At 70.4% G+C, this 25088-nt stretch carries 22 protein-coding genes; 17 read left to right on the top strand and 5 right to left on the bottom strand.

Annotation, left to right across the window (positions count from 1 at the left end; all coding sequences use genetic code 11):
* Window position 1: 1 nt before the first annotated feature.
* A complete protein-coding gene (locus ABEA62_RS07405; RefSeq protein WP_286214876.1) occupies window positions 2-1297 on the bottom strand; it encodes a D-arabinono-1,4-lactone oxidase in 1296 nt (431 codons plus the stop codon).
* Between the two features lie 71 nt (window positions 1298-1368).
* On the opposite strand from ABEA62_RS07405, the gene ABEA62_RS07400 reads away from it, so the two are divergent.
* The 16 genes from ABEA62_RS07400 (at window position 1369) to ABEA62_RS07325 (ending at window position 19196) form a co-directional block, all read left to right on the top strand.
* Complete coding sequence (locus tag ABEA62_RS07400) at window positions 1369-2664, top strand: geranylgeranyl reductase family protein (protein WP_286214877.1); 1296 nt, start codon at window positions 1369-1371, stop codon at window positions 2662-2664.
* A gap of 37 nt (window positions 2665-2701) precedes the next feature.
* Window positions 2702-3061, top strand: a complete 360-nt coding sequence (locus tag ABEA62_RS07395) for an NADH-quinone oxidoreductase subunit A (RefSeq protein ID WP_345379384.1) — start codon at window positions 2702-2704, stop codon at window positions 3059-3061.
* A gap of 2 nt (window positions 3062-3063) precedes the next feature.
* Window positions 3064-3615 carry an NADH-quinone oxidoreductase subunit B gene (locus ABEA62_RS07390; protein ID WP_286214881.1) on the top strand — a complete coding sequence of 184 codons (552 nt, stop codon included), beginning with the start codon at window positions 3064-3066 and terminating at the stop codon, window positions 3613-3615.
* A complete protein-coding gene (locus ABEA62_RS07385) occupies window positions 3612-4328 on the top strand; it encodes an NADH-quinone oxidoreductase subunit C (RefSeq protein WP_286214882.1) in 717 nt (238 codons plus the stop codon). The genes ABEA62_RS07390 and ABEA62_RS07385 overlap by 4 nt, the downstream gene beginning before the upstream one ends.
* The gene (locus tag ABEA62_RS07380; protein WP_286214883.1) at window positions 4325-5674 is read left to right on the top strand and encodes an NADH-quinone oxidoreductase subunit D; all 1350 of its coding nucleotides are present in this window, start codon (window positions 4325-4327) and stop codon (window positions 5672-5674) included. The genes ABEA62_RS07385 and ABEA62_RS07380 overlap by 4 nt, the downstream gene beginning before the upstream one ends.
* Window positions 5671-6327 carry an NADH-quinone oxidoreductase subunit NuoE gene (nuoE, locus tag ABEA62_RS07375; protein ID WP_425557992.1) on the top strand — a complete coding sequence of 219 codons (657 nt, stop codon included), beginning with the start codon at window positions 5671-5673 and terminating at the stop codon, window positions 6325-6327. The genes ABEA62_RS07380 and nuoE overlap by 4 nt, the downstream gene beginning before the upstream one ends.
* The gene (gene nuoF, locus ABEA62_RS07370; protein ID WP_286214884.1) at window positions 6324-7649 is read left to right on the top strand and encodes an NADH-quinone oxidoreductase subunit NuoF; all 1326 of its coding nucleotides are present in this window, start codon (window positions 6324-6326) and stop codon (window positions 7647-7649) included. Before nuoE ends, nuoF begins: the two co-directional genes overlap by 4 nt.
* Window positions 7646-10144, top strand: coding sequence for an NADH-quinone oxidoreductase subunit G (locus ABEA62_RS07365; RefSeq protein WP_345379381.1), 2499 nt, complete (start codon window positions 7646-7648; stop codon window positions 10142-10144). Before nuoF ends, ABEA62_RS07365 begins: the two co-directional genes overlap by 4 nt.
* On the top strand, window positions 10144-11478 hold the full coding sequence (gene nuoH / locus ABEA62_RS07360; RefSeq protein ID WP_286216769.1) for an NADH-quinone oxidoreductase subunit NuoH: 1335 nt from the start codon (window positions 10144-10146) through the stop codon (window positions 11476-11478). Before ABEA62_RS07365 ends, nuoH begins: the two co-directional genes overlap by 1 nt.
* A 68-nt stretch (window positions 11479-11546) precedes the next feature.
* A complete protein-coding gene (nuoI, locus tag ABEA62_RS07355) occupies window positions 11547-12176 on the top strand; it encodes an NADH-quinone oxidoreductase subunit NuoI (protein WP_286216770.1) in 630 nt (209 codons plus the stop codon).
* Window positions 12169-12936 carry an NADH-quinone oxidoreductase subunit J gene (locus tag ABEA62_RS07350; RefSeq protein ID WP_286214885.1) on the top strand — a complete coding sequence of 256 codons (768 nt, stop codon included), beginning with the start codon at window positions 12169-12171 and terminating at the stop codon, window positions 12934-12936. The genes nuoI and ABEA62_RS07350 overlap by 8 nt, the downstream gene beginning before the upstream one ends.
* A complete protein-coding gene (nuoK, locus tag ABEA62_RS07345) occupies window positions 12936-13235 on the top strand; it encodes an NADH-quinone oxidoreductase subunit NuoK (RefSeq protein WP_286214886.1) in 300 nt (99 codons plus the stop codon). Before ABEA62_RS07350 ends, nuoK begins: the two co-directional genes overlap by 1 nt.
* 2 nt (window positions 13236-13237) lie before the next feature.
* A complete protein-coding gene (gene nuoL / locus ABEA62_RS07340; RefSeq protein WP_345379378.1) occupies window positions 13238-15118 on the top strand; it encodes an NADH-quinone oxidoreductase subunit L in 1881 nt (626 codons plus the stop codon).
* A 3-nt stretch (window positions 15119-15121) separates the two neighbouring features.
* Window positions 15122-16615: an NADH-quinone oxidoreductase subunit M gene (locus tag ABEA62_RS07335; RefSeq protein WP_286214888.1), complete on the top strand. Its 1494-nt coding sequence runs from the start codon at window positions 15122-15124 to the stop codon at window positions 16613-16615.
* On the top strand, window positions 16612-18192 hold the full coding sequence (gene nuoN, locus ABEA62_RS07330) for an NADH-quinone oxidoreductase subunit NuoN (RefSeq protein ID WP_286214889.1): 1581 nt from the start codon (window positions 16612-16614) through the stop codon (window positions 18190-18192). Before ABEA62_RS07335 ends, nuoN begins: the two co-directional genes overlap by 4 nt.
* Window positions 18193-18194: 2 nt before the next feature.
* On the top strand, window positions 18195-19196 hold the full coding sequence (locus ABEA62_RS07325; protein WP_345379375.1) for a polyprenyl synthetase family protein: 1002 nt from the start codon (window positions 18195-18197) through the stop codon (window positions 19194-19196).
* Window positions 19197-19210: 14 nt separating this feature from the next.
* On the opposite strand, the gene rarD is transcribed toward ABEA62_RS07325, so the two are convergent.
* The 4 genes from rarD to ABEA62_RS07305 all read right to left on the bottom strand — a co-directional run bounded on the left by rarD (window position 19211) and on the right by ABEA62_RS07305 (window position 24784).
* Window positions 19211-20161 carry an EamA family transporter RarD gene (gene rarD / locus ABEA62_RS07320; protein ID WP_286214891.1) on the bottom strand — a complete coding sequence of 317 codons (951 nt, stop codon included), beginning with the start codon at window positions 20159-20161 and terminating at the stop codon, window positions 19211-19213.
* A gap of 62 nt (window positions 20162-20223) precedes the next feature.
* Window positions 20224-22251, bottom strand: coding sequence for a glycosyl hydrolase (locus ABEA62_RS07315; RefSeq protein ID WP_345379372.1), 2028 nt, complete (start codon window positions 22249-22251; stop codon window positions 20224-20226).
* On the bottom strand, window positions 22248-22973 hold the full coding sequence (locus tag ABEA62_RS07310; protein ID WP_345379370.1) for an efflux RND transporter periplasmic adaptor subunit: 726 nt from the start codon (window positions 22971-22973) through the stop codon (window positions 22248-22250). Before ABEA62_RS07310 ends, ABEA62_RS07315 begins: the two co-directional genes overlap by 4 nt.
* The gene (locus tag ABEA62_RS07305; RefSeq protein ID WP_345379368.1) at window positions 22970-24784 is read right to left on the bottom strand and encodes a glycosyltransferase family 2 protein; all 1815 of its coding nucleotides are present in this window, start codon (window positions 24782-24784) and stop codon (window positions 22970-22972) included. Before ABEA62_RS07305 ends, ABEA62_RS07310 begins: the two co-directional genes overlap by 4 nt.
* A 42-nt stretch (window positions 24785-24826) precedes the next feature.
* Here ABEA62_RS07305 and ABEA62_RS07300 point away from each other — a divergent pair, with 42 nt between their 5' ends.
* Window positions 24827-25063 carry a hypothetical protein gene (locus ABEA62_RS07300; protein WP_286214895.1) on the top strand — a complete coding sequence of 79 codons (237 nt, stop codon included), beginning with the start codon at window positions 24827-24829 and terminating at the stop codon, window positions 25061-25063.
* The last annotated feature ends 25 nt before the right edge of the window (window positions 25064-25088 follow it).

Genomic DNA, 25088 nt, shown 5'->3' with positions numbered 1-25088 from the left:
CCTAGGCCCGTGAATCGGCGCGAGAAGCGCGCACCCCGAGCCGTACGAGGTGGTCGTTCGCGAACCGCCCGTCGGGGTCGAGTTCCTCGAACAGCGCGCGGGCGTCGGCCAGCCGTGGGTGCACGCGGGCGATCGCGGCGGCGTCGAAGGCGTGCCACTTTCCCCAGTGCGGGCGCGCGTCGAAGGGAGCGAGCACGGCCTCGAGGTCGGGCAGCAGCGCCGCGACCTCCGCGGGATGGGGGCCCCACGTGAAATGGATCGTGAGCGCGTCGCGCTGATACGCGCCGGACAGCCACAGGTCGTCGGCCGCGACGGCGCGCAGCTCCGACACCAGCAGGAGCGGGGCGATCCGGTCGCCCAGGTCGCGCACCGCGGCGAGCGCCTCGCCCGCCGCCTCCATGGGCACGAAGTACTCGGACTGAATCTCCGCGCCATTGGAGGGCGTGTGCGTGAGCCGGAAGTGCGGCAGCCGGTCGATCCATGGCCCCGGCCGCCCGCCCTGCGGCGTGAGCGCCTCGGGGTCGCCGCCCACGAGTCGCGCGTCGGACTCGGCGCTGCGCGTCGCGCCGTGCCATGCGTCGGGCGGGGGCGTGGTGCGGTGGACGCCGCTCTTGCGCCACACCTGCTGGACCGTGTCCTCGGTCCACGTGGTGAAGATCGACACCGAGTACGCATCGGCGAGGATCTGCGGGGTCTCCTCGAGCAGCGCCTCCCACGGCATCCCGGTGTAGACGTCCTGACGCACGTCATACGTGGGCTGGATGCCGAGCGTGACCTCCGTGATGACGCCGAACGCGCCCAGGCCCACCGCAAGACCCTCGAATCCCGGCTGACCGCGACGCACCACGCGCATCTCGCCGTTGGCGTCCACGAACTCGAGGCGACGCAGCGCGGTCGACTGGCAGCCGTTGCCCACGCCGGAACCGTGGGTGCCCGTCGCGGTCGCGCCCGCGATCGAGATGTGGGGGAGGGAGCCCGTGTTGTGCAGCGCCCAGCCTCGCGCCTGCAGCCACGCCCCGAGCGTTCCGTAGCGCATGCCCGCGGGCGCGTTCACGGTGGGGTCCGCGGGGCTCGTGAGGTCCACGAGCGGCGAGTCGGGGAAGTCCGTCACGCAGATGAGGGTGCCCTCGGTGTCCGCGAGGTCGTTGAAGCTGTGGCGCGTTCCCAGCGCCTTGATGCGGCCCGGCGCGTGGCGAATCGCCTCGCGGACCTCGCCGACGGACCGCGCCTCGACCAGCGCGGCGGCGCCAAACCGGTGGGTTCCTGCCCACGTGCTCCCAACGTCGATGGTGGTCACATCGCCAGCCTAGGGGTGCAGCCCCCCTCCGAGGGAGTCTCGCCACGCGGACGCGACAGTAGACTCGTCCGGTGCGTACTGAGGCCGATGTCATCGTGATCGGGGCGGGTCCCGGAGGGGCCGCCGCCGCCCGCTACCTCGCCGCCGAGGGCTTCGACGTGATCGCCCTCGAAAAGACGCGCTTCCCGCGCGAGAAGGTGTGCGGCGACGGCCTCACGCCGCGCGCGGTGCGCGAGCTCCAGCTGATCGGCCTCGAGACCCCGCGCGAGGAGGGCTGGATCCCCAATCACGGCCTGCGCATGGTCGGTGGGGGCCACCGCCTCGAGTTTCCGTGGCACGACCTCGACGAGTTCCCGCGCTACGGGCTGTCGCTGCCGCGCGCGCAGTTCGACCACCGCCTCGCGGAGCACGCCCGCGCCGCGGGAGCCGACGTCCGCGAGGGCTGGCACGTCGACGCCGCGATTCGTGACGAGCGCCAGGACGGCTACGCGGGTGGCGGCCGCGTCGTGGGCGTGATCGCCCGCGAGACCGATGCCAAGGGCAGGAAGGTGGGCGAGCCCACCGAGTTTCGGGCGCCGCTGGTGATCGCCGCCGATGGCGTGAGCGCGAGGATCGCGCTGGGGCTGGGCATCGAGCGCAAGCAGAACCGCCCGATCGGCGTCGCGGTGCGCACGTACCTCACGACCCCGCGTCACGCGGAGGAGTGGATGGAGGGCCACCTCGAGATCTGGGACGGCGAGCGCGGTCGCTCGAACCTCCTGCCCGGATACGGGTGGATCTTCCCGTTGGGCGACGGCACGGCCAACGTGGGACTCGGCACGCTGAGCGCCAAGGGCACGCCCCCGAAGCTCGACCACCGCGCGATGATGCGCGACTGGCTCGCGCATTCGGCCCACGACTGGGAGTTCGGAGAGATCGAGGGCGACATCAAGGGCGCCGCGATCCCCATGGCGTTCAACCGTCAGCCGCACTACGTGCCCGGCATGATGCTCGTGGGCGACTCGGGCGGCATGGTCAACCCGTTCAACGGCGAGGGAATCGCCTACGCGATGCAGGCCGCGCGCCGCGCGACCGAGGCGGCCGTCGCGTGGAGGTCGGCGACGGGCGTCCGCGACCAGGAGGCGGCGCTCGCGAGCTATGCGCGCATGATGAAGGACGACCTCGGCGGCTACTACTCGCTGGGCCGCGTGTTTGCCGCGCTGGTCGAGCATCCGGCCGTGATGAAAGCATGCACGCGGTACGGGCTTCCTAGTCCTTTGGTCATGGAATTCACGTCTAGACTGCTGGCAGATGTCTACGAGCCGCGCGGCGGCACCTGGGCGGACAAGTTGCTGTCTGCCCTGACCCGGGTCGCCCCGGCAGCATGACGGCATCGGCGAACTCGAGCAGGACGGAAGGACGACTGTGAATCCCTACGTGCCGATCATCGTCATGATGGTGATCGCCGGCCTCCTCGCCGCAGCAGGGCTCCTGGTGAGCTCGATGCTTGGCCCCAAGCGGGCCAACGCGGCCAAGCTCGACCAGTACGAGTCGGGACTGCAGCCCACGCCGGGCGCGGCGGGCGGCGGACGCATCCCCATCAAGTACTACCTGGTCGCGATGACCTTCATCGTGTTCGACATCGAGGTGGTCTTCCTCTACCCCTGGGCGGTCGCGCACAACGCGCTCGGGTGGTTCGGGCTGATCGCGATCATGACCTTCCTTGTCCTCATCACGATCCCCTTCGTGTATGAGTGGCGCCGCGGCGGATTTGAGTGGGACTGACCATGGGTATCGAAGAGAGCGCACCTCCGTTCATGCTCGGCACGGTCGAGGACTTCGTGGGCTACATGCGGGCCGGCTCGCTGTGGCCCGCGACTTTTGGCCTCGCGTGCTGCGCGATCGAGATGATGGCCACCGGCACGCCGCGCTTCGACATCGCGCGCCTGGGCTCCGAGGTCTTCCGTGGATCGCCGCGTCAGGCGGACATGATGATCGTCGCCGGCCGCGTGTCGAACAAGATGGCGCCCATCGTGCGCCAGGTCTACGACCAGATGGCCGAGCCCAAGTGGGTGCTGTCGATGGGCGTGTGTGCCTCCTCGGGCGGCATGTTCAACAACTACGCGATCGTGCAGGGCGTCGACCACGTGGTGCCGGTCGACATCTACCTTCCCGGCTGCCCGCCGCGTCCCGAGATGCTGCTCAACGCGCTGATTGAGCTCCAGAAGCAGGTGCGCGAGACCCCGATGGGCCGCAACCGTCGCGAGATCGCCGCGGCGGCCGAGGCCGCCGCGCTGGTCGCGACCCCCACCTCCGAGATGAAGGGCCTGCTGCGTTGAGCGAGTCCCAGGACCTCACCGGCACCGGCGCCGCCCAGGGCGGGCCCCAGCCGGGAGAGCGCGAGACCATCACCCTCATCAACGTGCGCGAGGGCATGTTCGGCGCGCGCGGCGACACGTCTGGCTACGACCTGCTGGTCAAGCCCGTGCAGATGCCCGGGGCCTCCGAGCGCCCGTACGGCGAGTGGTTCGACGGTGTGGTCGACGTGCTCGAGGAGCTGCTGGGCGAGCGTGCCGAGGCCGCGATCGAGCACGTCGTGGTCGACCGCGGCGAACTCACGCTGCACATCGCGCGCGAGCACCTGCTCGAGGTCTGCTCGTACCTGCGCGACGACCAGGACCTGCGCTTCGAGATGTGCCTGGGCGTGAGCGGCGTGCACTATCCGGCGGACGCCGGACGCGAGCTGCACGCCGTCTACCCGATGCAGTCGATCACGCACAACCGTCGCCTCCGCCTCGAGGTAGCCGTGGGCGACGCGGATCCGCACATCCCGTCGATCGTCTCGGTCTACCCGATGAACAACTGGCACGAGCGCGAGACCTGGGACTTCTTCGGAATCGTCTTCGACGGCCACCCGTCGCTCGCGCGCATCGAGATGCCGGACGACTGGGTAGGCCACCCGCAGCGCAAGGACTATCCGCTGGGCGGCATCCCCGTCGAGTACAAGGGCGCCGAGATCCCCTCGCCCGACAACCGGAGGCAGTACCGATGACCCAGGAGAGGACCGCCCCGCACGCGACCGGCGCCTTTGTCGAGGACCCGGACGCCCCCGAGTACAGCGCCTACGGCGGCGACTGGAGCGAGATTGCCGACGAGGCCGCGCGCCTCGCGCAGCAGCGCATCGTCGTCAACATGGGTCCCCAGCACCCGTCGACCCACGGCGTGCTGCGCGTCATGCTCGAGATCGAGGGCGAGGTGGTGACCGAGACCCGCGCGGGAATCGGCTACCTCCACACCGGCATCGAGAAGAACATGGAGTACCGCACCTGGACGCAGGGCGTGACGTTCTGCACGCGCATGGACTACGTCGCGTCGATGTCCCAGGAGCTGGTCTACTGCCTCGGCATCGAGAAGCTGCTGGGCATCACCGATGACGTCCCCGAGCGTGCGAGCGTGCTGCGCGTGCTCATGGCCGAGCTCACGCGCATCGGATCGCACCTGGTCGCGATCGGCACCGGCGGCAACGAGATGGGCGCGACCACGGTCATGACCACCGCGTTCATCGGCCGCGAGGACACGTTCAGGGTCATCGAGATGATCACGGGACTGCGCACGAACAACGCGTACATCCGCCCTGGCGGCGTCGCGATCGACGCGCCCGAGGGTGCGGTCGAGGCGATTCGCGCGATGATCCCGCTGGTCCGCCAGCGCCTCGACGAGCTCGCGGACCTGCAGCTCGCGAACCCGATCTTCAAGGGTCGCCTCCAGGGCGTCGCGAACCTCGATCTCGCGGGCTGCATGGCGCTGGGCATCACCGGCCCGATCCTGCGCTCCGCCGGACTGCCGTACGACGTGCGCAAGTCCGACCCCTACTGCGGGTACGAGACGTACGACTTCCAGGTGCCCACCTCCACGGAGGCCGATGCCTACTCTCGCGTGGTCCTGCGCCTCGAGGAGTGCTACGAGTCGCTCAAGATCATCGAGCAGTGCGCGGACCGGCTCGAGGCCAGCGTGGGTCAGCCCGTGATGGTCGCGGACAAGAAGATCGCGTGGCCCGCTCAGCTCACCGTGGGCGCGGACGGCCAGGGCAACTCCCTCGATCACATTCGCCACATCATGGGCGAGTCGATGGAGTCGCTCATCCACCACTTCAAGCTCGTGACCGAGGGCTTCAAGGTGCCCGCCGGCCAGGTGTACCAGGCGATCGAGGGCCCCAAGGGCCTGCTCGGCGTCCACCTGGTCTCCGACGGCGGAACCAAGCCGTGGCGCGCCCACTTCAGGGACCCCGGCTTCAACAATCTGCAGGCGCTGTCCATCCTCACCGAGGGCGGCCAGGTCGCCGACGTGGTGGTGGCGATCGCCACGATCGACATGGTGCTGGGAGGGGTCGACCGATGACCTACGACGAGTCCACGCTCGCGGGCCTCACCGCGGATGCCGCCCAGATCATGGGCCGCTATCCCGTGAAGCGCTCCGCGCTGCTCCCCATGCTGCACCTCGTGCAGTCGGTCGACGGCTACGTCTCGCCCGACGGCATTCAGTTCTGTGCGGACCAGCTCGAGCTCACCGCCGCCGAGGTCTCCGCCGTCGCGACGTTCTACACGCAGTACAAGCGCCGCCCCAACGGCGAGTACCAGGTGGGAGTGTGCACCAACACGCTGTGCGCCGTCATGGGCGGCGACCGCATCTGGGACGAGCTGTCGGAGCACGTGGGGGTCGGTCACGACGAGACCACCGAGGACGGCACCATCACGCTCGAGCGGCTCGAGTGCAACGCGGCGTGCGACTACGCGCCCGTCATGATGGTCAACTGGGAGTTCTTCGACAACCAGACCCCCGAGAGCGCCAAGCAGGTGGTCGATGACCTCCGCGCGGGCAAGGACGTCGCGCCCACGCGCGGCCCCGCCAAGGTGTGCTCGTTCAAGGAGGTGTCGCGCGTGCTCGCCGGCTTCGAGGACGGCCGCGCCGACGAGGACCAGGGGGTCGGCGCGCCGACCCTCGCCGGTCTCGAGGCCGCGAAGGCCCAGGGCTGGACGGAGGGAGCCAAGTGACCGCGCTCGTTCCCGTCCTCAGCGCCACGTGGGGTGCCGAGAAGTCCTGGAGCATCGACACGTACACCGCCGCCGGCGGCTACGGGGCGCTGAAGACCGCGCTCGGCATGGCTCCGACCGACATCGTGCAGGCCGTGAAGGACTCGGGCCTGCGCGGTCGTGGCGGCGCCGGCTTCCCGACCGGAATGAAGTGGGGCTTCCTGCCGCCGGATGACGGCGGACCGCGCTACCTCGTGGTCAACGCCGACGAGTCCGAGCCGGGCACGTGCAAGGACATCCCGACCCTGCTGTCCGCCCCTCACACCCTCATCGAGGGCGTCGCGATCACGTCGTTCGCGATCGGCTGCAACCACGCCTTCATCTACCTGCGCGGCGAGGTGGTGCATGTGTACCGCCGCCTGCTGCAGGCCGTGCGCGAGGCCTACGAGGCCGGCCACCTGGGCACCAACATCCACGGCAGCGGATTCGACCTCGACGTCACCGTTCACGCCGGCGCCGGCGCGTACATCTGTGGCGAGGAGACCGCGCTGCTCGACTCGCTCGAGGGACGCCGCGGCCAGCCGCGCCTCAAGCCGCCGTTCCCCGCCGTCGCGGGCCTCTACGCCCGCCCGACCGTGGTCAACAACGTCGAGTCGGTCGCCTCCGTCCCGTCGATCATCGCGAACGGCGTCGACTGGTTCACCGCGATGGGCACCGAGCGCTCGAAGGGCATGGGCCTGTTCTCGCTGTCCGGTCACGTCACGCGGCCGGGCCAGTACGAGGCCCCGCTCGGCATCACGCTGCGCGAACTGCTCGAACTCGCCGGCGGAATCCGCGAGGGCCACGAGCTCAAGTTCTGGACCCCGGGCGGCTCGTCGACCCCGATCTTCACGCAGGACCACCTCGACACCCCGCTCGACTACGAGTCGGTGGGTGCCGCGGGGTCGATGCTCGGCACGCGCGCTCTCCAGCTCTTCGACGAGACCACGTGCGTGGTCCGCGCCGTGACGCGCTGGACCGAGTTCTACAAGCACGAGTCCTGCGGCAAGTGCACCCCGTGCCGCGAGGGCACGTACTGGCTCACCCAGATCCTCAAGAGGATCGAGGGCGGCCGCGGCACGCAGGCCGACATCCAGCAGCTGCTCGACACGTGCGATTCGATCGCGGGGCGCTCCTTCTGCGCGCTCGGCGACGGAGCGACGTCGTCGATCATCAGCTCCGTCACGCTCTTCCGCGAGGAGTACGAGGCGCACGTCGAGCAGGGCGGCTGCCCGTTCGACCACGGCGCCTCCGCGCTCGTCCCCTACTCCGACACGCCCGCCACCGAGGAGGCGCACGCATGACCGCGACCGCGGACAAGCCGGCAGCGGAGGCCGTCGAGCTGGTCACCCTGACCATCGACGGCACCGAGGTCTCCGTGCCCAAGGGCACGCTCATCATTCGCGCGGCGGAGCAGGTGGGCATTGAGATCCCGCGCTTCTGCGACCACCCCGCCCTCAAGCCGGCCGGCGCGTGCCGCCAGTGCCTCGTCGACGTGGCCAGCCCCGGCCCCGACGGCAACCTGCGCGCGTTCCCCAAGCCCCAGGCATCGTGCACCATGACGGTCACCCCCGGCATGGTGGTCAACACGCAGCACACCTCCGAGGAGGCCGACCGCGCGCAGAAGGGCGTGCTCGAGCTGCTGCTCATCAACCACCCGCTCGACTGCCCGGTGTGCGACAAGGGCGGCGAGTGCCCCCTGCAGAACCAGGCGATGAGCCACGGTCGCCCCGAGAGCCGGTTCGTCGACGTCAAGCGCGTGTTCGAGAAGCCTCTCGCGCTGAGCTCGGAGATCCTGCTCGACCGCGAGCGCTGCGTCCTGTGCCAGCGCTGCACGCGCTTCTCGAAGGAGATCGCAGGCGACGCGTTCATCGACCTGCAGAACCGCGGCGCTCGTCAGCAGATCGGCACGTTCGACGAGGACGTGCTCGACTTTGACGGCTACCGCCCCGTGGGCGCGGCCGCGGAGGACGAGGCCGGCCGCGCGTTCTCCTCGTACTACTCGGGCAACACCGTGCAGATCTGCCCCGTCGGTGCGCTGACGTCGGCCGCATACCGCTTCCGGTCGCGACCGTTCGACCTGGTGTCGTCGCCGTCGATCGCCGAGCACGACTCGTCGGGCGCCGCGATTCGCATCGACCACCGCCGCGGCACGGTGATGCGCCGCCTCGCGGAGAACGACCCCGTCGTCAACGAGGACTGGATCACCGATAAGGACCGGTTCGCCTTCACGTGGCAGAACCTCGACGACCGCCTGACGCGGCCGCTGATCCGCAAGGACGGCGAGCTGGTCGAGGCCTCGTGGCCCGAGGCGCTGGCGGCCGCGGCCGCCGGCATTCGTGCCGCCACGGCGCCCGTCGAGGGGGACGATGCCGTCGCAGGCGCCCGTGGCACCGGAGTGCTCGTGGGTGGCCGGGTGACGCTCGAGGATGCGTACGCGTACCAGAAGTTCGCGCGCGCGGTCTTGGGCACCAACGATGTCGATGCGCGTGCGCGCGTCGCGTCCGAGGAGGAGCAGTCGTTCCTGGGAGCGACCGTGGCCGGAACGGGCCTCGGCGTGACCTTCGGCGAGCTGGAGAAGGCGCCCGTCGTGGTGTTGGTGGGCTTCGAGGCCGAGGACGAGGGCGGCGTGGTGTTCCTGCGCCTGCGCAAGTCTCTCGGCCGCCAGCGCGTGGTCGCCGTCGCGCCGTTCCTCACGCGCGGAGCGCAGAAGCTCGACGCGACCCTCGTGCCGACCGTCCCCGGTCGCGAGCCGGGTGCGCTTGCCGACCTTCCCGCCGACGTCCGCGAGGCACTGGCTCAGCCGGGTGCCGTCATCGTGCTCGGCGAGAGGGCCGCGGAGGCGAAGGGGACCTTCACCGCCGCCCTCGACCTTGCATCGTCCACCGGCGCGCGACTCGCATGGATCCCGCGTCGCGCGGGAGAGCGCGGCGCCGTCGAGGCCGGAGCGCTGCCTGGCCTGCTGCCCGGCGGTCGCGCCGTGTCGTCGAAGGCGGCCCGTGCCGCCGTCGCGCAGGCGTGGGGCGTCGACTCCCTGCCGTCCGCGGCGGGCCGCGACACCGCGGGCATCCTGGCCGCCGCAGCCGAGGGCGGCATCGGTGCCCTGGTCGTGGGTGGCGTGAGCGCCTCGGACCTCACCGCCGACGTCGAGGCCGCGCTGGCCGCGACGGGCTTCGTGGTCTCCCTCGAGGTGCGTCGCAGCGAGATCGCGCAGGCGGCAGACGTGGTGCTTCCCGTCGCCCCGCCGTCCGAGAAGTCGGGCACGTTCGTCAACTGGGAGGGCCGCCTGCGGTCCTTCGCGACCGCGATCCACACGGACGCGATGTCGGACCACCGCGTGCTCGACCTGCTCGCCCGCGAGTGGGGCGTCGAGCTCGGCACCGCGACCGTCGAGTCCGTCAACGCCGAGCTCGCCGCGCTGGGCGCAGCGGGCGAGGGGGAGCGGCCCGCCGCGCCGTCCGCCAAGCCGGCACGCACCGCCAAGCCCAAGAAGGGCACCGCGGTGCTCGCGACGTGGCACCAGCTGGTCGACGAGGGCTCGCTCCAGGACGGCGAGCCGTACCTCGCGGGCACCGGCCGCGTCGCCGTGGCCCGCCTGTCGCAGGCGACCGCGGACTCGCTTGGAGTCGCGGGCGCCGTGACGATCTCGACCGAGGCGGGTGCGATCGAGCTGCCCGCCGTCGTCACCGACATGGTCGACGGCGTCGTGTGGGTGCCCGTCAAGTCTCCGGGCTCGTGGGTGGCGCGCGACCTGCGCGCGTCCGCCGGAGCCCACGTCACCGTGAAGGGGGCGGCGTGATGACCGCAGTCCTGCCGGCCGTGCAGTCGCCCGTGGCGGAGCAGCTCGCGAGTGACCCGCTGTGGGTGGTGATCGTCAAGGCGGTCCTCATCCTGGTGTTCCTGCTCACCTCGGTGCTGTTCGCGGTGTGGTTCGAGCGCCGCGTGATCGGCCGTCTTCAGGAGCGTCCCGGGCCAAACATGCGAGGCCCCTTCGGCCTCCTGCAGTCGGTTGCGGATGCGATGAAGCTCCTGTTCAAGGAGGACATCACGGTCCGCAACTCGGAGAAGGTGCTGTACATCGCGGCGCCCATGATCTCCGTGTTCTGCGCGCTGCTGATCTTCGCCGTCATTCCGTTCGGACCCGACACGCGGATCTACGGCACCGACTTCTCGACGCCACTGCAGCTCACCGACTTCCCCGTGGCCGTGCTGTTCATCCTCGCGTGCGCTGCCCTCGGCGTGTACGGCATCGTCCTGGGTGGCTGGGCCTCCGGCTCGACCTACCCGCTCATGGGTGCGATCCGTTCGACCGCCCAGGTGATCTCGTACGAGCTCGCGATGGGCCTGTCGCTCGTCACCGTCTTCATGCTGTCGGGCACGATGAGCACCGCGGGCATCGTCGATGCACAGATGGACCGCTGGTGGGTGTGGCCGCTGTTCCCCGCCTTCATCCTCTACGTGATCTCGATGGTCGGCGAGACCAACCGCCTGCCCTTCGACCTCCCCGAGGCCGAGGGCGAGCTGGTCGCCGGCTTCATGACGGAGTACTCGTCGATGAAGTTCGCGTGGTTCTTCCTCGCCGAGTACATGAACATGATCAACGTGTCCGCGGTTGCGTCGACGCTGTTCCTGGGAGGCTGGCGTGCGCCGTGGCCGGCCTCGTGGCCCGGCTACGAGTTCCTCAACACCGGGATCTTCCCGCCGCTGTGGCTCATCCTCAAGATCTGGCTGCTCATGTTCGTGTTCGTGTGGATCCGTGGCTCGGTGCTGCGCTTCCGCTACGACCAGTTCATGAAGTTCGGCTGGAAGGTGCTCATCCCCGTCGGACTCGGCTGGCTCGTGTTCTTCGCGGTGGGCCGCGCCGCCTTCGACCACTTCGACCGCGACCTCAACGTGTTCGACGCCGTGGCGGGGGCGATCGGCGTGCTGCTGGTCATCGCGGTGTGGAGCTTCGTGTCCGACAGCAAGACCAAGGCCGAGGCCGAACCCGAGGACAGCGGGCCCGAGGTGCTCGACGCCTTTGCCGGCGGCTACCCCGTGCCGCCGCTGCCCCACCAGGTTCTGCCCCCATCGCCGCGCTCCGGCCGCACGGTCGACGCGCATGCTGGCAAGCGAGAGGAGGACTCCGAGTGAGCGGGTCCGACGAGGTCTGGAAGGTCAATCGCGAGCGCGACGGCAAGCGCGAGACCTTCGAGTCCAACCTGCCCAAGAAGGGTCCGATCGGCGAGGCGCTCGCGCCCGTCGCCGGCTTTGGCGTCTCCCTGCGCAACTTCTTCCGTCCCACGGTGACCGAGCAGTACCCGCGGGTGAAGACGCCGCCGATGCAGCGCTACCACGGCCGCCACCAGCTCAACCGTCACCCCGACGGCCTCGAGAAGTGCATCGGCTGCGAGCTGTGCGCGTGGGCGTGCCCCGCGGACGCGATCTACGTCGAGGCCGACTCCAACACGCCCGAGCACCAGGTGAGCCCCGGCGAGCGCTACGGCCGCGTTTACCAGATCAACTACCTGCGCTGCATCTTCTGTGGGCTGTGCATCGAGGCGTGCCCGACGCGTGCCCTCACCATGACCAACGAGTACGAGCTCGCCGGTCCGACGCGCGAGGGCCTCATCTACGAGAAGCAGGACCTGCTTGCCCCCATGGGCGCGAACATGCTCGCGGCCCCGCACCCGATGGTGCCGGGCACGACGGATGGCTCGTACTACCGCGGCGAGGTCACCGGACCGGTCAAGGAGCAGGTCGAGTGGGTGCGCGAGCAGCGTCCCGAGGACCCGACGCTTCCCGAGAACCGCGCCAAGGAGCCGGCCACCGAGGAGGCACGTCGTGGTTAACCCCGTGCTCTTCTGGATCATCGCCGCGATCACGGTGATCCCCTCGCTCGCGCTGCTCTTCGCGCGCAAGACGGTCTACATCGCGATGTCGATCGTGCTCGTGATGGTGGGCCTCGCGGCCGCGTACGTGACGCTGGGCGCGCCGTTCCTCGGCGTCGTGCAGATCGTCGTCTACACCGGCGCCGTCATGATGCTGTTCGTCTTTGTCCTCATGCTCGTGGGCGTCGACCAGCGCGAGGACCTGCGCGAGACCATCCGCAACCAGCGGTGGATCGGGCTCGTCACCGCGCTCGGCCTGGGCGCTTTCCTCGTGTCGATCGTCACGCGCGTGTCGATCCCCGTCGCGGAGGAAGGCGTCTCGGGTGAGCCCGACGTCATCGCGTTCATGCTCTTCGAGCGGTACGTGCTCGTGATGGAGGTGTTGGGCTTCCTGCTCATCACGGCCGCCGTGGGCGCCCTCGTGCTCACGCACGTGCCGCGCCTCAAGCCGCGCCGCACCCAGCTCGAGGTGCAGCGCGACCGCGTGCGCGTGGGGGCCGACCCCGTCAACAAGCCGATGCCCGGCGTCTACGCGCGCCACAACGCGCTCGACGTGCCGGCGCTCGATCCCGAGGGCAAGCCCATCGAGGCGTCGATCTCGCGCGTGCTCGAGATGCGAGACCAGACGCAAGAGGGCGAGTCCTTCCGCGCGACTCTGGACGACCCCACGCGACCCGACTCCTCGTACCGCGATTCCACCTCGAAGGAGGACGGCCGCTGATGGACCCCATCAACTTCGTCATCCTCGCCGCGATCCTGTTCGCGATCGGCGCCGCCGCCGTGCTACTGCGTCGCAACGCGATCGTCGCGTTCATGGGCGTCGAGCTCATGCTCAACGCGTCCAACCTCGCGCTCGTGGCCTTCTCGCGCATCCACGGTGAGATCGACGGCCAGGTCATGGCGTTCTTCGTCATGGTCGTCGCCGCTGCCGAGGTCGTGGTGGGCCTCGCGATCATCATCGCGGTGTTCCGCGCACGCCAGACCATCTCGCTCGACGAGCCCGCCGAGCTGAAGGGCTGACCATGCTTGACCTCACCTGGCTCCTCATCGCCGTGCCCCTGGCGAGCAGCCTCGTGCTGCTCCTCGCGGGCACGCGCGCCAACCCCTGGGGACACTGGCTCGGGGTGATCGCCTCCGGCTCGACCTTCGTCGTCGGTCTCGGCGCCTTCATCCAGATGCTCGGCCTCGACGCGGAAGAGCGCTCGCACGCGGTGCACCTGTTCTCGTGGATTCCCGGCGGCGAGCTCAACCTCGACGCCGGCCTGCTCGTGGACCCGCTGTCGCTCACCTTCGTGCTGCTCGTCAGCTTCGTGGGCACGCTCATCCACGTGTACTCCGTGGCGTACATGGAGCACGACCCGAATCGCCGGATCTTCTTCGCGTACCTCAACCTGTTCGTCGCGGCGATGCTGCTGCTGGTGCTCGCCGACAGCTTCCTCCTGCTCTTCGTGGGCTGGGAGGGCGTGGGCCTCGCGTCGTACCTGTTGATCGGGTTCTGGAACCAGAAGCCCGAGTACGCAACCGCCGCCAAGAAGGCCTTCGTGGTCAACCGCGTGGGCGACATCGGCCTCATCATCGCGATGGGCCTCATGTTCGCGAGCTTCGGCGCGGTGGACTTCGCGACCGTGTTCGCCGCCGCCCCTGAGGCGTCCACCGCGACGCTCACCGCGACGGGCCTCATGCTGCTGCTCGCCGCGACCGGAAAGTCGGCACAGTTCCCGCTGCAGTCCTGGCTGGGCGACGCGATGGCGGGCCCCACGCCCGTGTCCGCGCTCATCCACGCCGCGACGATGGTCACCGCCGGCGTGTACCTCATCGTGCGCTCGGCGCCGATCTTTGAGGGTGCACCCGCCGCGCAGACGGTGGTCGCCGCGGTCGGTGCGTTCACGCTCATCCTCGGTGCGCTGATCGGCCTCGCGAAGGACGACATCAAGAAGGCGCTCGCCGCCTCGACGATGTCGCAGATCGGCTACATGATGCTCGCGGCCGGCCTCGGCCCGGTCGGCTACGCGTTCGCGATCTTCCACCTCGTCACGCACGGCTTCTTCAAGGCGGGCATGTTCCTGGGTGCCGGATCGGTGATGCACGGCATGCAGGATCAGGTCGACATGCGCCGCTTCGGGGCGCTGCGCACCGCGATGGTCACCACGTGGATCACGTTCGGCCTCGGCTGGCTCGCGATCCTGGGTGTGCCGCCGTTCTCGGGCTTCTGGTCCAAGGACAAGATCATCGAGGCCGCGTTCGTGGGTGAGGGCGCACAGCCCTGGATCCTGGGTGGCGCCGCGCTGATCGGCGCCGGACTCACCGCGTTCTACATGTCCCGACTGTTCTTCATGACGTTCCACGGCAAGGCGCGCTGGACCGACGACCAGCACCCGCACGAGTCGCCCGCCCTCATGACGGTTCCCATGATCATCCTCGCCGTCGGGTCGGCCTTCCTGGGCCTCTTCCTCGCGCTGGGTGACCGTTTCAGCCACTGGCTCGAGCCGGTCACGGGTCACGTCGAGCACCACGAGCCCGTGCTGCCCATCCCCGTCATCATGACCGCGACGCTGCTCCTGGTGGCGCTCGGCGTGTGGGGGGCATGGCGCAAGTACGGCGCCGCGGACGTCCCCACGACGGCCCCCACGGCGTCCCTCGCCACGGTCGCCGCGCGCAACGACATGTTCCAGGACTCGGTCAACCGCGGGGTGTTCGAGCGCCCCGGCACTCACCTCACCCGCACGCTCGTCTACGCGGACGCCGCGGTGGTCGACGGTGCCGTCGACAAGCAGGCCGAGGCCTGGTCACGTACCGGCGAGGTGGTGCGTCGCGCCCAGAACGGCCAGGTGCGCTCGTATGCGCTGACCATGCTCGTGGGTCTTGTCATCGTCATCTTCGTCGTGGTGCAGGGGGGTCTCTAAACCATGTTCCCGATCCTGACCGTCATGGTCGCGCTGCCCGCGCTGGGCGCCGGCGTGCTGTGGGCCCTGCCCGCTGCCGCCCGCACTCGTGCGCGTGAGGTGGCGCTCGCCGTCACGGCCATCGAGCTCGTGCTCGCCGTCGTCCTGTTCCTCCAGTTCGACACGGCGGCCGCCGGCTCCATCCAGTTCTCCGAGACCTACGCCTGGATCCCGCAGATCGGCGCGAGCTGGGCGCTCGGCGTCAACGGCATCGGCCTCCTGATGATCGTGCTGGCCGCGATCCTCGTGCCGCTCGTCATCCTCGCGGGATGGCGTCAGGACGATGCCCCGGGTCGCCAGACCCACTACCTCGCCCTGATCCTGCTGGGCCAGGCGTTCATGGTCGGTATCTTCGCCGCGCGCGACGTCTTCCTGTTCTACGTGCTGTTCGAGGCGATGCTCATTCCGCTGTACTTCCTCATCGGCTCGTTCGGCGGCGCGCAGCGCCGCTACGCCGCGGTGAAGTTCCTGCTGTACTCCCTCGCGGGCGGGCTCGTCATGCTCGTGGGCGTCGTGGCGCTGTACTTCGCTGGCCCCGGCGGCGAGCAGGCCTTCCTCACGGACAACCTCACGGGCCTCGAGCTGTCGACCACCACCGAGCGGCTGATCTTCCTGGCGTTCTTCTTCGCCTTCGCGATCAAGGCGCCCATGGTCCCCGTGCACACGTGGCTGCCGACCGTCGCGGAGAACGCACGCCCCGGCACCACGGCGCTCCTGGTCGCGGTGCTCGACAAGATCGGCACGTTCGGCATGATCACGCTCGGCGTCGCGCTGTTCCCCGACGCCGCGCGCTGGGCCGCGCCCGCGATCATCGTCTTCGCCGTCATCTCCGTGATCTACGGGGCGCTGCTCGCGATCGGCCAGGTCAACATGCTGCGTCTCGTGGCCTTCACCTCGGTGAGCCACTTCGGCATCATGGTGCTCGGCATCTTCGCGTTCACGCAGACGTCGATCGAGGGTGCCGCGCTGTACATGTTCAACCACGGCCTCTCGACGGGTGCGTTGTTCCTCGTCGTGGGCTTCCTCATCGAGCGCCACGGCACCGCGGATGTCACCGCATACGGCGGACTGCAGCGAGTCGTCCCTGTCTTCGCAGGCACGTTCCTCGTCATCGGCCTCAGCGCACTCGCGCTGCCGGGACTGTCGCCCTTCGTGTCCGAGATCATGGTGCTCGTGGGCGCGTTTGGCGTGGCCAAGGTCGCCGTGATCGTGTCCGCGGTCGGCGTGGTGCTGGCCGCCCTCTACGTGTTGCTGACGTACCAGCGGGTCTTCACGGGACCCGTGCGCGAGGAGCGCGCGTCCACGCCCGAGCTGTCCCTGCGCGAGCGTGCGGTGCTGTGGCCCCTGGTGGGCCTCATGCTCGTGCTCGGATTCCTGCCGGGCATCGCGCTCGACACCCTGCGTGAGCCCGCCGCGGACCTCGTGTCCATCGTGTCCATCGAGGAGGCTGGCGAGTGAGCTTCGTGACCCCAGAGATCGCGTGGGCGCCGCTGGCGCCCGTCATCATCGTGCTCGGCGCGGCCGCGATCGGGATCCTGATCGAGTCGTTCGTGCGCACCCCCGCCACCCGGCGCATCGTCCTGCTGACGCTGTCCGTCGTGTCTCTCGTGGCCGCGGCGGCGGTCGCCGCGGTGCAGTGGGCGACCCTCGACGGCGCGGGCACGATCGTGCTCGACGGCATGATGACCGTCGACCGGCAGGCGCTCGCGTGGCAGATCGTCATCCTCGTCTTCGGGGCGCTCGGCGCGCTGCTGTTTGCCGCGCGCACGCGCGCGGGCGAGGAGGCGTTCACCCCGCTCGGCTCGGTTGCCCCCGGCACCGCCGAGGAGACCCTCGCGCGTCGCAAGGGCTTCCAGGTGACCGAGGTCTTCCCGCTCGCGCTGTTCGCGGTGGGCGGCATGATGCTCTTCACCTCGGTGACGGACCTCATCTTCCTGTTCGTCGCGCTCGAGGTGTTCTCGCTGCCGCTGTACATCCTGGTCGCTCTCGCGCGCAGGCGCCGCTTCCTCTCCCACGAGGGCGCGCTCAAGTACTTCCTGCTCGGGGCGTTCTCGTCGGCGCTGTTCCTGTTCGGCGCCGCGCTGCTGTACGGCGCGACGGGAGACACGAACTTCGTGCGCGTGTCCGAGGGCATCGCCACGGTGACGGGCCTCGACCCGCTGATCCTCTCCGGCGCCGTGCTGGTCATGTCGGGACTGTTGTTCAAGCTGGGCGCGGTGCCCTTCCACTCGTGGACCCCCGACGCCTATCAGGGCGCCCCGACTCCGGTCACTGCCTTCATGGCGGCCGCCACCAAGGCGGCGGCGACCGCGGCGCTCCTCCGCGTGTCGTACGAGGCACTTCACGGCCTCGCGTGGGAGCTGTCGTGGCTCATCTGGACCGTCGCGATTCTGTCGATGCTGCTGGGCACCGTCGTGGCGCTCGTGCAGACCGAGCTCAAGCGCATGCTCGCGTACTCGTCGATCGCGCACGCGGGCTTCATCCTCGTGGCGTTGGCGGGCTTCCCCGCCGATGCCCTCAGCGCACTGCCGTTCTACCTGCTCAGCTACGGACTCGCGACGCTGGGCGCGTTTGCGGTCATCACGCAGGTGCGTGAGCGCGGCGAGGACGGCACCGTGCTGGGCGAGGCGACGCGCCTGGGCCAGTGGGCCGGGCTCGGCCACCGCTCGCCGTGGCTCGCGGGAGCGATGGCGCTGTTCCTGCTCTCGTTCGCCGGCATTCCGCTGACCGCGGGCTTCGTGGGCAAGTTCGTGGCGTTCTCCGCCGCGATGTCCGAGGGCGCGTGGCCGCTCGTGCTCGTCGCTGTCATCGCGTCCGCCGCCGCCGCATTCTTTTACGTGCGCCTCATCGTGCTCATGTTCCTCACGGACGTTCCCGAGGGCCAGGAGGACGCGGTCGAGGTTGACCACAGCCCGCTCGCGCGCGCCGTGGTGGCCATCACGGTGATCGGCGTGGTGCTGCTCGGCATCGTGCCCGGCCCCGTGCTGTCGCTGTTCGAGAACGCCGGCGTGCTGCTGCTCGGCGCGGCGGGCTAGTCATGTCCTCGCTCGCGATCGACGACTCCGCGCTGGCGGAGGTGCTGCAGCCGCGGCTCGCGTTGGTCGAGGAGAGGCTGCGCGACGCCGTCGCGCAGTCCGACACCCTCGCCGATGCCACGTCGCGGCACCTGGTCGACGCGGGCGGCAAGAGGCTGCGCCCGATGCTCGTGCTGTTGTGCGCGCAGCTGGGCGACGGGGCTCGCCCCGAGGTGCTCGACGCCGCCGTGGTGGTCGAACTCACGCACCTCGCGACGCTGTATCACGACGACGTCATGGACTCCGCCCCCACGCGCCGCGGCGCGCCCGCGGCACACGAGGTGTGGGGCAACTCGGTCGCGATCCTCACGGGTGACCTGCTGTTCGCGCGCGCGTCGCGTGTGGTCGCCGGGCTGGGGCCGCAGGCCGTGCGCATCCAGGCCGAGACGTTCGAGCGCCTGTGCCTCGGCCAGCTCCACGAGACGGTGGGCGCCGCCGAGGGCGACGACCCGGTGGACTTCTACTTGCAGGTGCTCGCGGACAAGACCGCATCCCTCATCGCGACCTCCGCGCGCTTTGGCGCGATGTTCGGCGGCTGCCCGGTGGGCGTGGTCGACCAGGTGACGAGCTACGGGGAGTATGCGGGCGTCGCGTTCCAGCTCGCGGACGACGTCATCGACGTCCGCTCGGACGCCGCGACCACCGGCAAGACGCCGGGCACGGACCTGCGCGAGGGCGTCCCGACGATGCCCGTGTTGTTGCTGCGCCGCCGGGTGGCGGCGGGCGGCCCGGGGGTCGAGGCCGACCGCGCTCTTCTCGAGGCGATCGACGGGGACCTGTCGGACGATGCCGTGCTCGCCGACGTGGTGGCGCGCCTCGCGGCCCACCCCGTGGTCGACGAGACCGCGGCGCTCGCGCGCGAGTGGGCGTCGCGTGCGGCCCAGGCGATCGCGCCGCTGCCCGAGGGTGACGTCAAGGCGGCGCTGGTGGCCTTCTCCGAGGCGCTCGTCGCCCGCGCGGCCTGACCCGCCGCCGCCCGCTACACGGGCTCGGTGACGGCTCCCGACTGCGCGGCCAGCGGGTCGCGCACGCGCGAGCGGGCGCGCCACGAGTCGATCGTGATGATCACCAGCGCGACCCATACCAGCGCGAAGCCCGCCCAGCGTCCCGCGGGCATCGGCTCGTGGAAGTACCAGACCGCGAGCGCGAACGTCATGGTGGGCGCGATGTACTGCAACAATCCCGACACGTTGAGCGGCAGCCTGCGGGCTCCCGCCGCGAACACCAGCAGCGCACCTGCCGTCCACGTGCCGGTCGTGAGCAGTAGCGCATCGTGCCAGCCGCCCAGGCCCTCGGCGCCGCGTGCGAAGAGCGTCGCCTGTCCGGACACACCCACCCACGCGAGCACTCCTATCGCGAGCGGCAACTGCACCGCGGTCTCGACGGTCAGTCCGGTGAGGGCATCGACGCGGTGGCCCACGTCCTTCTTGACGAACGAGTAGATCGCGAAGCTGAACGCGAGCGCGAGAGAGATCCAGGGCAGCCCGCCCATCTCGACCGCGAGCACCGCGACGGCGAGCGCGGCGACCCCGATCGCGACGACCTGCAGTCGCCGCAACCGCTCACCCAGCAGCACCACGCCCAGGGCGACGGTGATGAGGGGATTGATGTAGTACCCAAGCGAGGTCTGCGCGACGCGGTCGGTCACGACGGCGTAGACCATCACGCCCCAGTTGACCGCGATCACCAGTGAGGCCACCGCGAGCCGCGCCATCACGCGTCGATCGCGCACCACGGAGACAATCCGCGCCCAGCCGCGCACGAAGGGCACGATCGCGAGGCACACGACGAGCGAGGACACCGACCTCCACGCCACGATCTCGAACGCTCCGGCAGGCTCGAGGGCGGCCATGAAGATCGGGAAGAGCCCCCAGATGAAGTACGCGGAGGCGCCGTAGAGCAGGCCGCGGCGGTCGAGGGCAGGGGTCACGCTGCGATTGTTGCACCAGGTGGCACCCCGGGATCAGGGCCACCGTCCCTGAACTGGCACCGCTACCCGGTGCCGCCGGACCCCGCCGCCGCGATCCACGCGAGCAGCCACGTGCGGGACACCGCGCCGTCGATCGCCTCCGTGGGGAGCTCGACCGCCTCGCGCCACGCCGCCTCGCGCTGTTCGGGGCCAGCGAGCGCCCGGTACATGAGCAGGTAGTCGGCGAACTGGGTCGGGGTGGCGTCGCCCCACGCCTCCTCGACGGACGCGACGATGCGCGCGGGATCCACCGCGGACAGGTAGGCGGGCGCCGCGGGGTGGGCGGGGATGATCTGGATCGCGAGCATCGCGGCGGGATCCGCGCTGAACCAGGTCGCGTAGTCGCGCTTCGCGCCCCACTCGATCGCGACGATTCCATGCGCGTAGCCGTCGAGACCGGTGAGGTCAGGAGCGAGCCACAGGCGCCGGGCCGCCTCCGACTCGGCCGCGAGCATCCACCTCGCGGACTCCTCGAGGGCGAGGTCGCCGCGTACCGCGGCCCACAGAGCCACCGCGTTGTGGGCGAGCACCGCCTCCGAGCTGGACTCCTGATTGTTGCCGTCGGCGAAGGGGCTGAATCCAGAGGCCCACGAGTGTCCTGCGACCGGGTCGAAGGCCCGTCGCACCGGGAACGCGTCCGACGTGCCCGGCGCGGCGATGTCCTCCGCGACAAGGTCCATCACGGGACCGATGCGCGCGGCCAGGTCACCGTCGCGTGCGCCCGCGACGGCCGCGGCATAGAGCAGGTAGCCGTAGTGGAAGTGGTGGTCGTTGAAGGCCTCGGATCCGAATGCCGTCGCGAGCCCGACCACCCCGCGCAGCTCCCCGTCGTACGTGAAGCACCGCTCGGCGCGCGTGCGACAGCCGTCGGGATCGGCCCACAGGTCGAGCTGCTCGGCCAGCCGTGCGTGGAGATCGGCCGCGATCGCGTCCTCGCCCAGGGCATCGGCCACCGCGAGCAGGGTCGCGAGCCGGTAGAGGGCCTTCGACCCGAAGTAGGTGTCGGCGGGCAACTCCGCCTCCCCGGCATCCGCCCGCAGCGCCGCGACGATCTGCTCGCGCTGCGCCTCCGTGATCTGGGACAGGTCGAGCGCGGCGGACGGCTCGACGAGCGGCACGTCCCAGGTGACGGACGATGCCGTGCACACCGCGTACGAGCCATGGATGGTGGCGTACGTGCCCAGGCCACAGTCAAGCCCCGCCGCGCGGCTCTCGGGGACCGCCACGACCGTGGGCCGAGTGCCGTAGGACACCGAGGTCGTGGCCGCGTCGCCGAGCGCGAATCCGGCCTCGGCGCCACGCGGGACGTCCCCCAGCGCCGCGGCGAACGCCCGCGCGGACCCGCCCGCGGGGACGGCGAAGACATGTGCCGAGCCGCCGGGGTCGAGGCTCACCTCGTCGCCGTCGATCGAGCCGCGCGCGACGGCGACCGCGTACTCCGTGCCGTCGACGGTGGCCGTGGCGAGGGTCTCGTCGACGGCTGCAAACGTCGTGCCGAGGGTCAGCACGGCGCCGCCGGTCGACTCGAGCCCCACCGCGGGTACGCCCTGCGCGAGCGTCACGTTGACGGGACCGAGCGCGACCGTGACCGCGACCGGCGTCGCCTCGACCACCTCGCCATACCCCGACGCGCCCGCGATCGTGAGCGACACCGCGTCGACGGCGGGCGCGAGGATCACATCCGCGCTCGCGACGGGCCGGGTGAGGCCGAGTGAGACGCCGCCGTCGAGCATCCTTACCGACAGCGGCGCGGGGAACACCGGCAGGCCCGGCTCGCCGAACGCGAGGGCCGAGTACCACCGGTTCGTGGGTGGCACCACGCCGTCCGCGATGCGCTGCGGGATGTCCTGCGCCGCCGCGTCGGGAAGGATGCTGGGGTCGGGGGGGTCGACGCGCGCCGCGGGCACCGTCACGGGGGTGGCCGGCTCGGGGGACGGTTCCGTGCTTGCCGAGGGGCCGGGCGGCCGGCCGCCCCCGTCGCACGCCGTCACCGCGAACGCCATCGCGAGCGCGATCGCGAGGACGGCGGCAGCCGCGGGCCGCCGGCTCACAGCCCGACCCTCCTCGCGAGGTCGTCCAGGGCATCGGACACCCCCGCCAGCACGCCGTCGTCACGCAGGTGCATGGTGGCCTCCAGGGGCGTGCCGGGGCGCATGAGGCCCGTGGGATCCGACTCGACCAGGGCGTCCGAGTCGACGCGGACGTCGACATGCGCCGCGCCCTCGATGGTGCTCACGGACAGGTCGGCGATCGTGCCGGTGATCTCGCGGCCGTCCGGCAGCCTGAGGTCGACGGAGGCGCCGTCCTCGATGCGAGCGAAGTCCCGCGGCGAGAGGATGAAGCTAGCGGTCGCGAACAGCGAGCCCGTGCGGTCGATGGTCGCGATGACCCCGCCCGATCCCGCGTAGGCGCCCTGGTCGACCATGAGCGCGGAGACGGTCCCCGACACGGACGCCCGCACGAGCAGGGTCCCGTCGGCGTCCACCGCGGCGCCCTCACCCGCCACCAGCCCGAGCTCGACGTCTCGCGCGAGCGACAAGCTCTCGATCTCGAACAGGCGATCGCCCTCTGCGACCGTATCGCCCTCGGCGACGTGCCGCTCGACCACGAGGCCGCCGTAGTCGGTGCCCACGTCCACGTGCTCGGCCTCGATCTGGGAGGAGGAACTGAGCACCTGAGTCTGGCGCTGGTTGAAGATCACGGTGAGGGCCGCGACCACGACCAGCACGGCGACGAGTCCGAAGAACAGTTTCACCCGGCTTCCCCATGTCATGTCCGCAGCTCCCTTCTCATGCGCCGTCTCGGTAGGGCGGCGGGCGCGTCGCGCGTGGGGCGTTCCTCGGGCCCGAGCACCGTGGCCCAGGCCGGGGTCCGTGTGGGGTTCGGGGTGGGCGCCGGCCGGGGTGCCGCCTCGGTGCCCGGGGCGGCGGCCGGTCGCGCGACCACGACCGTGGGCCCGGTCGCGGGCTCGGCGGGTGCGGGCGGCAGGGTGATGTGGGCGTGCCCGGCGCGACCGCGGCGGAGCTCGCGAGCCTCGCGCGCGGCCGCCATCAGGAACGCGCCGAGGATCACCGTGTTGGTGAGGTTCCACGCCGTCGCGAGTGTCGGCACCCCGTTGCCCCAGTCCCGCCATACCGCGACCACCGACGTCAGCGCGAGGAAGACGAAGAAGAGCACCTGCGGCACGATGAACGTGAACGGCGACGCGCCGCGGGCCGTCCCCGTGGACTGCCACCCCACGTCGCGGTGGGTGAAGGCGTTGACGAGCGCCTTGAGGTAGATCGGGAACGACACCGCCGCGAGCGTGAGGGTCTGCCAGCGGAAGGAGCCGAGGGTGAACCACGCGAGGCCGATCTGCATGAGGTAGAAACCGGCGTAGTAGAGGAACCAGGTGCCCACGGAGATCGACAGGTCCATGGGGCGCAGGTCGAGGTAGATCTCGAGCGGAGGCACCAGCAAGAGCAGCAGCGGCGTGATGCCCGTGAGGTAGAACGTCGCGGTCACGAAGTACTGGATGCGCTGATCCGCGCTGAGGCGCCTGCGCGGGCTCAGCGGATGGTGCGTGAAGAGGATCTCGAAGCCGCCCGTCGCCCAGCGCAGCTGCTGCTTGGCATACGCCTCCACCGTCTCGGGGGCATCCCCGATCGCGAGGACGGTCGGGATGTAGACCGATCTCCATCCCTGCTCGTGAAGCACGAGCGAGGTCCACACGTCCTCGGACTTCGAGTCCGTGTAGATGCCGCCAACGGCATCAATTGCGGCGCGTCGGAAGACCACGTTGGTGCCGACGCAGAACGCGGCGTTGAAGCGATTCCGCCCGGGCTGCACGAACCGGTAGAAGACCGCCTGCATGTAGCCCGCACCCTTGGCGATCGTGGTGTGCAGGTTGCCATAGGTCTGCGGCGTCTGCACGAACGCGACCGCGTCGTCGGCGAAGAACGGCATGGTCTCGTGGAGGAACGCGGGGTCGGGGACGAAGTCCGCGTCGAAGACGGCGAAGAAGTCGCCCCGCGCGAGCGTGAGCGCGTGATTGACGTTGCCCGCCTTGGCGCCGCCCGAGCTCAGCCGCCTCACGTATCGCGCGCCGAGCTCGGCCGCGAGATCGCGGATCTGATCGCTACGGCCGTCGTCGAGCACCCACGTGCGGTGGCGGCCGCGAATCGCCACGGCCGCGGCGACCGTGCGGCGCACCACCTCGACATCCTCGCCGTAGACGGTGACGAAGACGTCGACGGTCACGCGACGCCCCGCGATCTCGAGGGGCCACTGGGTGGGGTCTCCCGCGCCGGAGCGGCCGAAGAGCGCGTCGCGAGCACGGTGATACGTGAAGTCACGCGGATCGTTGCCGCCGGCGAGGATGGTCCACATCGACAGCAGGGCGTGGAAGACCAGGATCGACTCGGCCGAGATCACCAGCACCCACGGGATCACGTCGCCCCGGTTCGCGGGGTTGAGCAGGAACGCCGAGTACACGAGGATGCCGAGCGTGGCGACGAGCACGAGCAGCGTCATCACCGGGGACTGCTGAACCGAGGAGCGCGCGGCGCCCGTGGGTGCGCGACGGTCGGGCGCGGGAGACGTCACGATCTTCTCCTCTCGAGGAGCGCAAGCGCTTGCGAGGATGAGGTGGAGATCGACGTCTGCGGCGGTGGCGCACCCGAGGGGCGCCCTGCGGTGCCGGGTCGTGAAGCGTTCCGGCTGGCCCACTGTACCCACAAAGGGGACGAATCGGTCAAGAGGGGCGCGGAAACCACCTTCTGCTACGGCCGAGCCGCCGCACGCGCCGCCGGATGGGCTTGCAAGCGCTTGCATATCTGGCTAGGCTCGCCGACGATCGACCAGATCACCATCACACCGTCGTGATCGGGCCCACACCGTCGTGGACCCT

It is taken from the genome of Demequina sediminis, from assembly GCF_039545075.1.
In the GTDB taxonomy this organism is placed as follows: Bacteria; Actinomycetota; Actinomycetes; order Actinomycetales; family Demequinaceae; genus Demequina; species Demequina sediminis.
The sequence above is the reverse complement of the archived record's forward strand: the minus strand, read 5'-3'. Positions and strand labels throughout refer to the sequence as shown.

Bases quoted from the DNA above. Each gene is read 5' to 3' on its own strand.
- ABEA62_RS07390 (WP_286214881.1), top strand. From the start codon at position 3,064: ATGGGTATCGAAGAGAGCGCACCTCCGTTCATGCTCGGCACGGTCGAG.
- ABEA62_RS07380 (WP_286214883.1), top strand. From the start codon at position 4,325: ATGACCCAGGAGAGGACCGCCCCGCACGCGACCGGCGCCTTTGTCGAG.
- nuoE (WP_425557992.1), top strand. From the start codon at position 5,671: ATGACCTACGACGAGTCCACGCTCGCGGGCCTCACCGCGGATGCCGCC.
- ABEA62_RS07365 (WP_345379381.1), top strand. From the start codon at position 7,646: ATGACCGCGACCGCGGACAAGCCGGCAGCGGAGGCCGTCGAGCTGGTC.
- nuoH (WP_286216769.1), top strand. From the start codon at position 10,144: ATGACCGCAGTCCTGCCGGCCGTGCAGTCGCCCGTGGCGGAGCAGCTC.
- nuoK (WP_286214886.1), top strand. From the start codon at position 12,936: ATGGACCCCATCAACTTCGTCATCCTCGCCGCGATCCTGTTCGCGATC.
- nuoL (WP_345379378.1), top strand. From the start codon at position 13,238: ATGCTTGACCTCACCTGGCTCCTCATCGCCGTGCCCCTGGCGAGCAGC.
- ABEA62_RS07335 (WP_286214888.1), top strand. From the start codon at position 15,122: ATGTTCCCGATCCTGACCGTCATGGTCGCGCTGCCCGCGCTGGGCGCC.
- ABEA62_RS07325 (WP_345379375.1), top strand. From the start codon at position 18,195: ATGTCCTCGCTCGCGATCGACGACTCCGCGCTGGCGGAGGTGCTGCAG.
- ABEA62_RS07310 (WP_345379370.1), bottom strand. From the start codon at position 22,973: ATGACATGGGGAAGCCGGGTGAAACTGTTCTTCGGACTCGTCGCCGTG.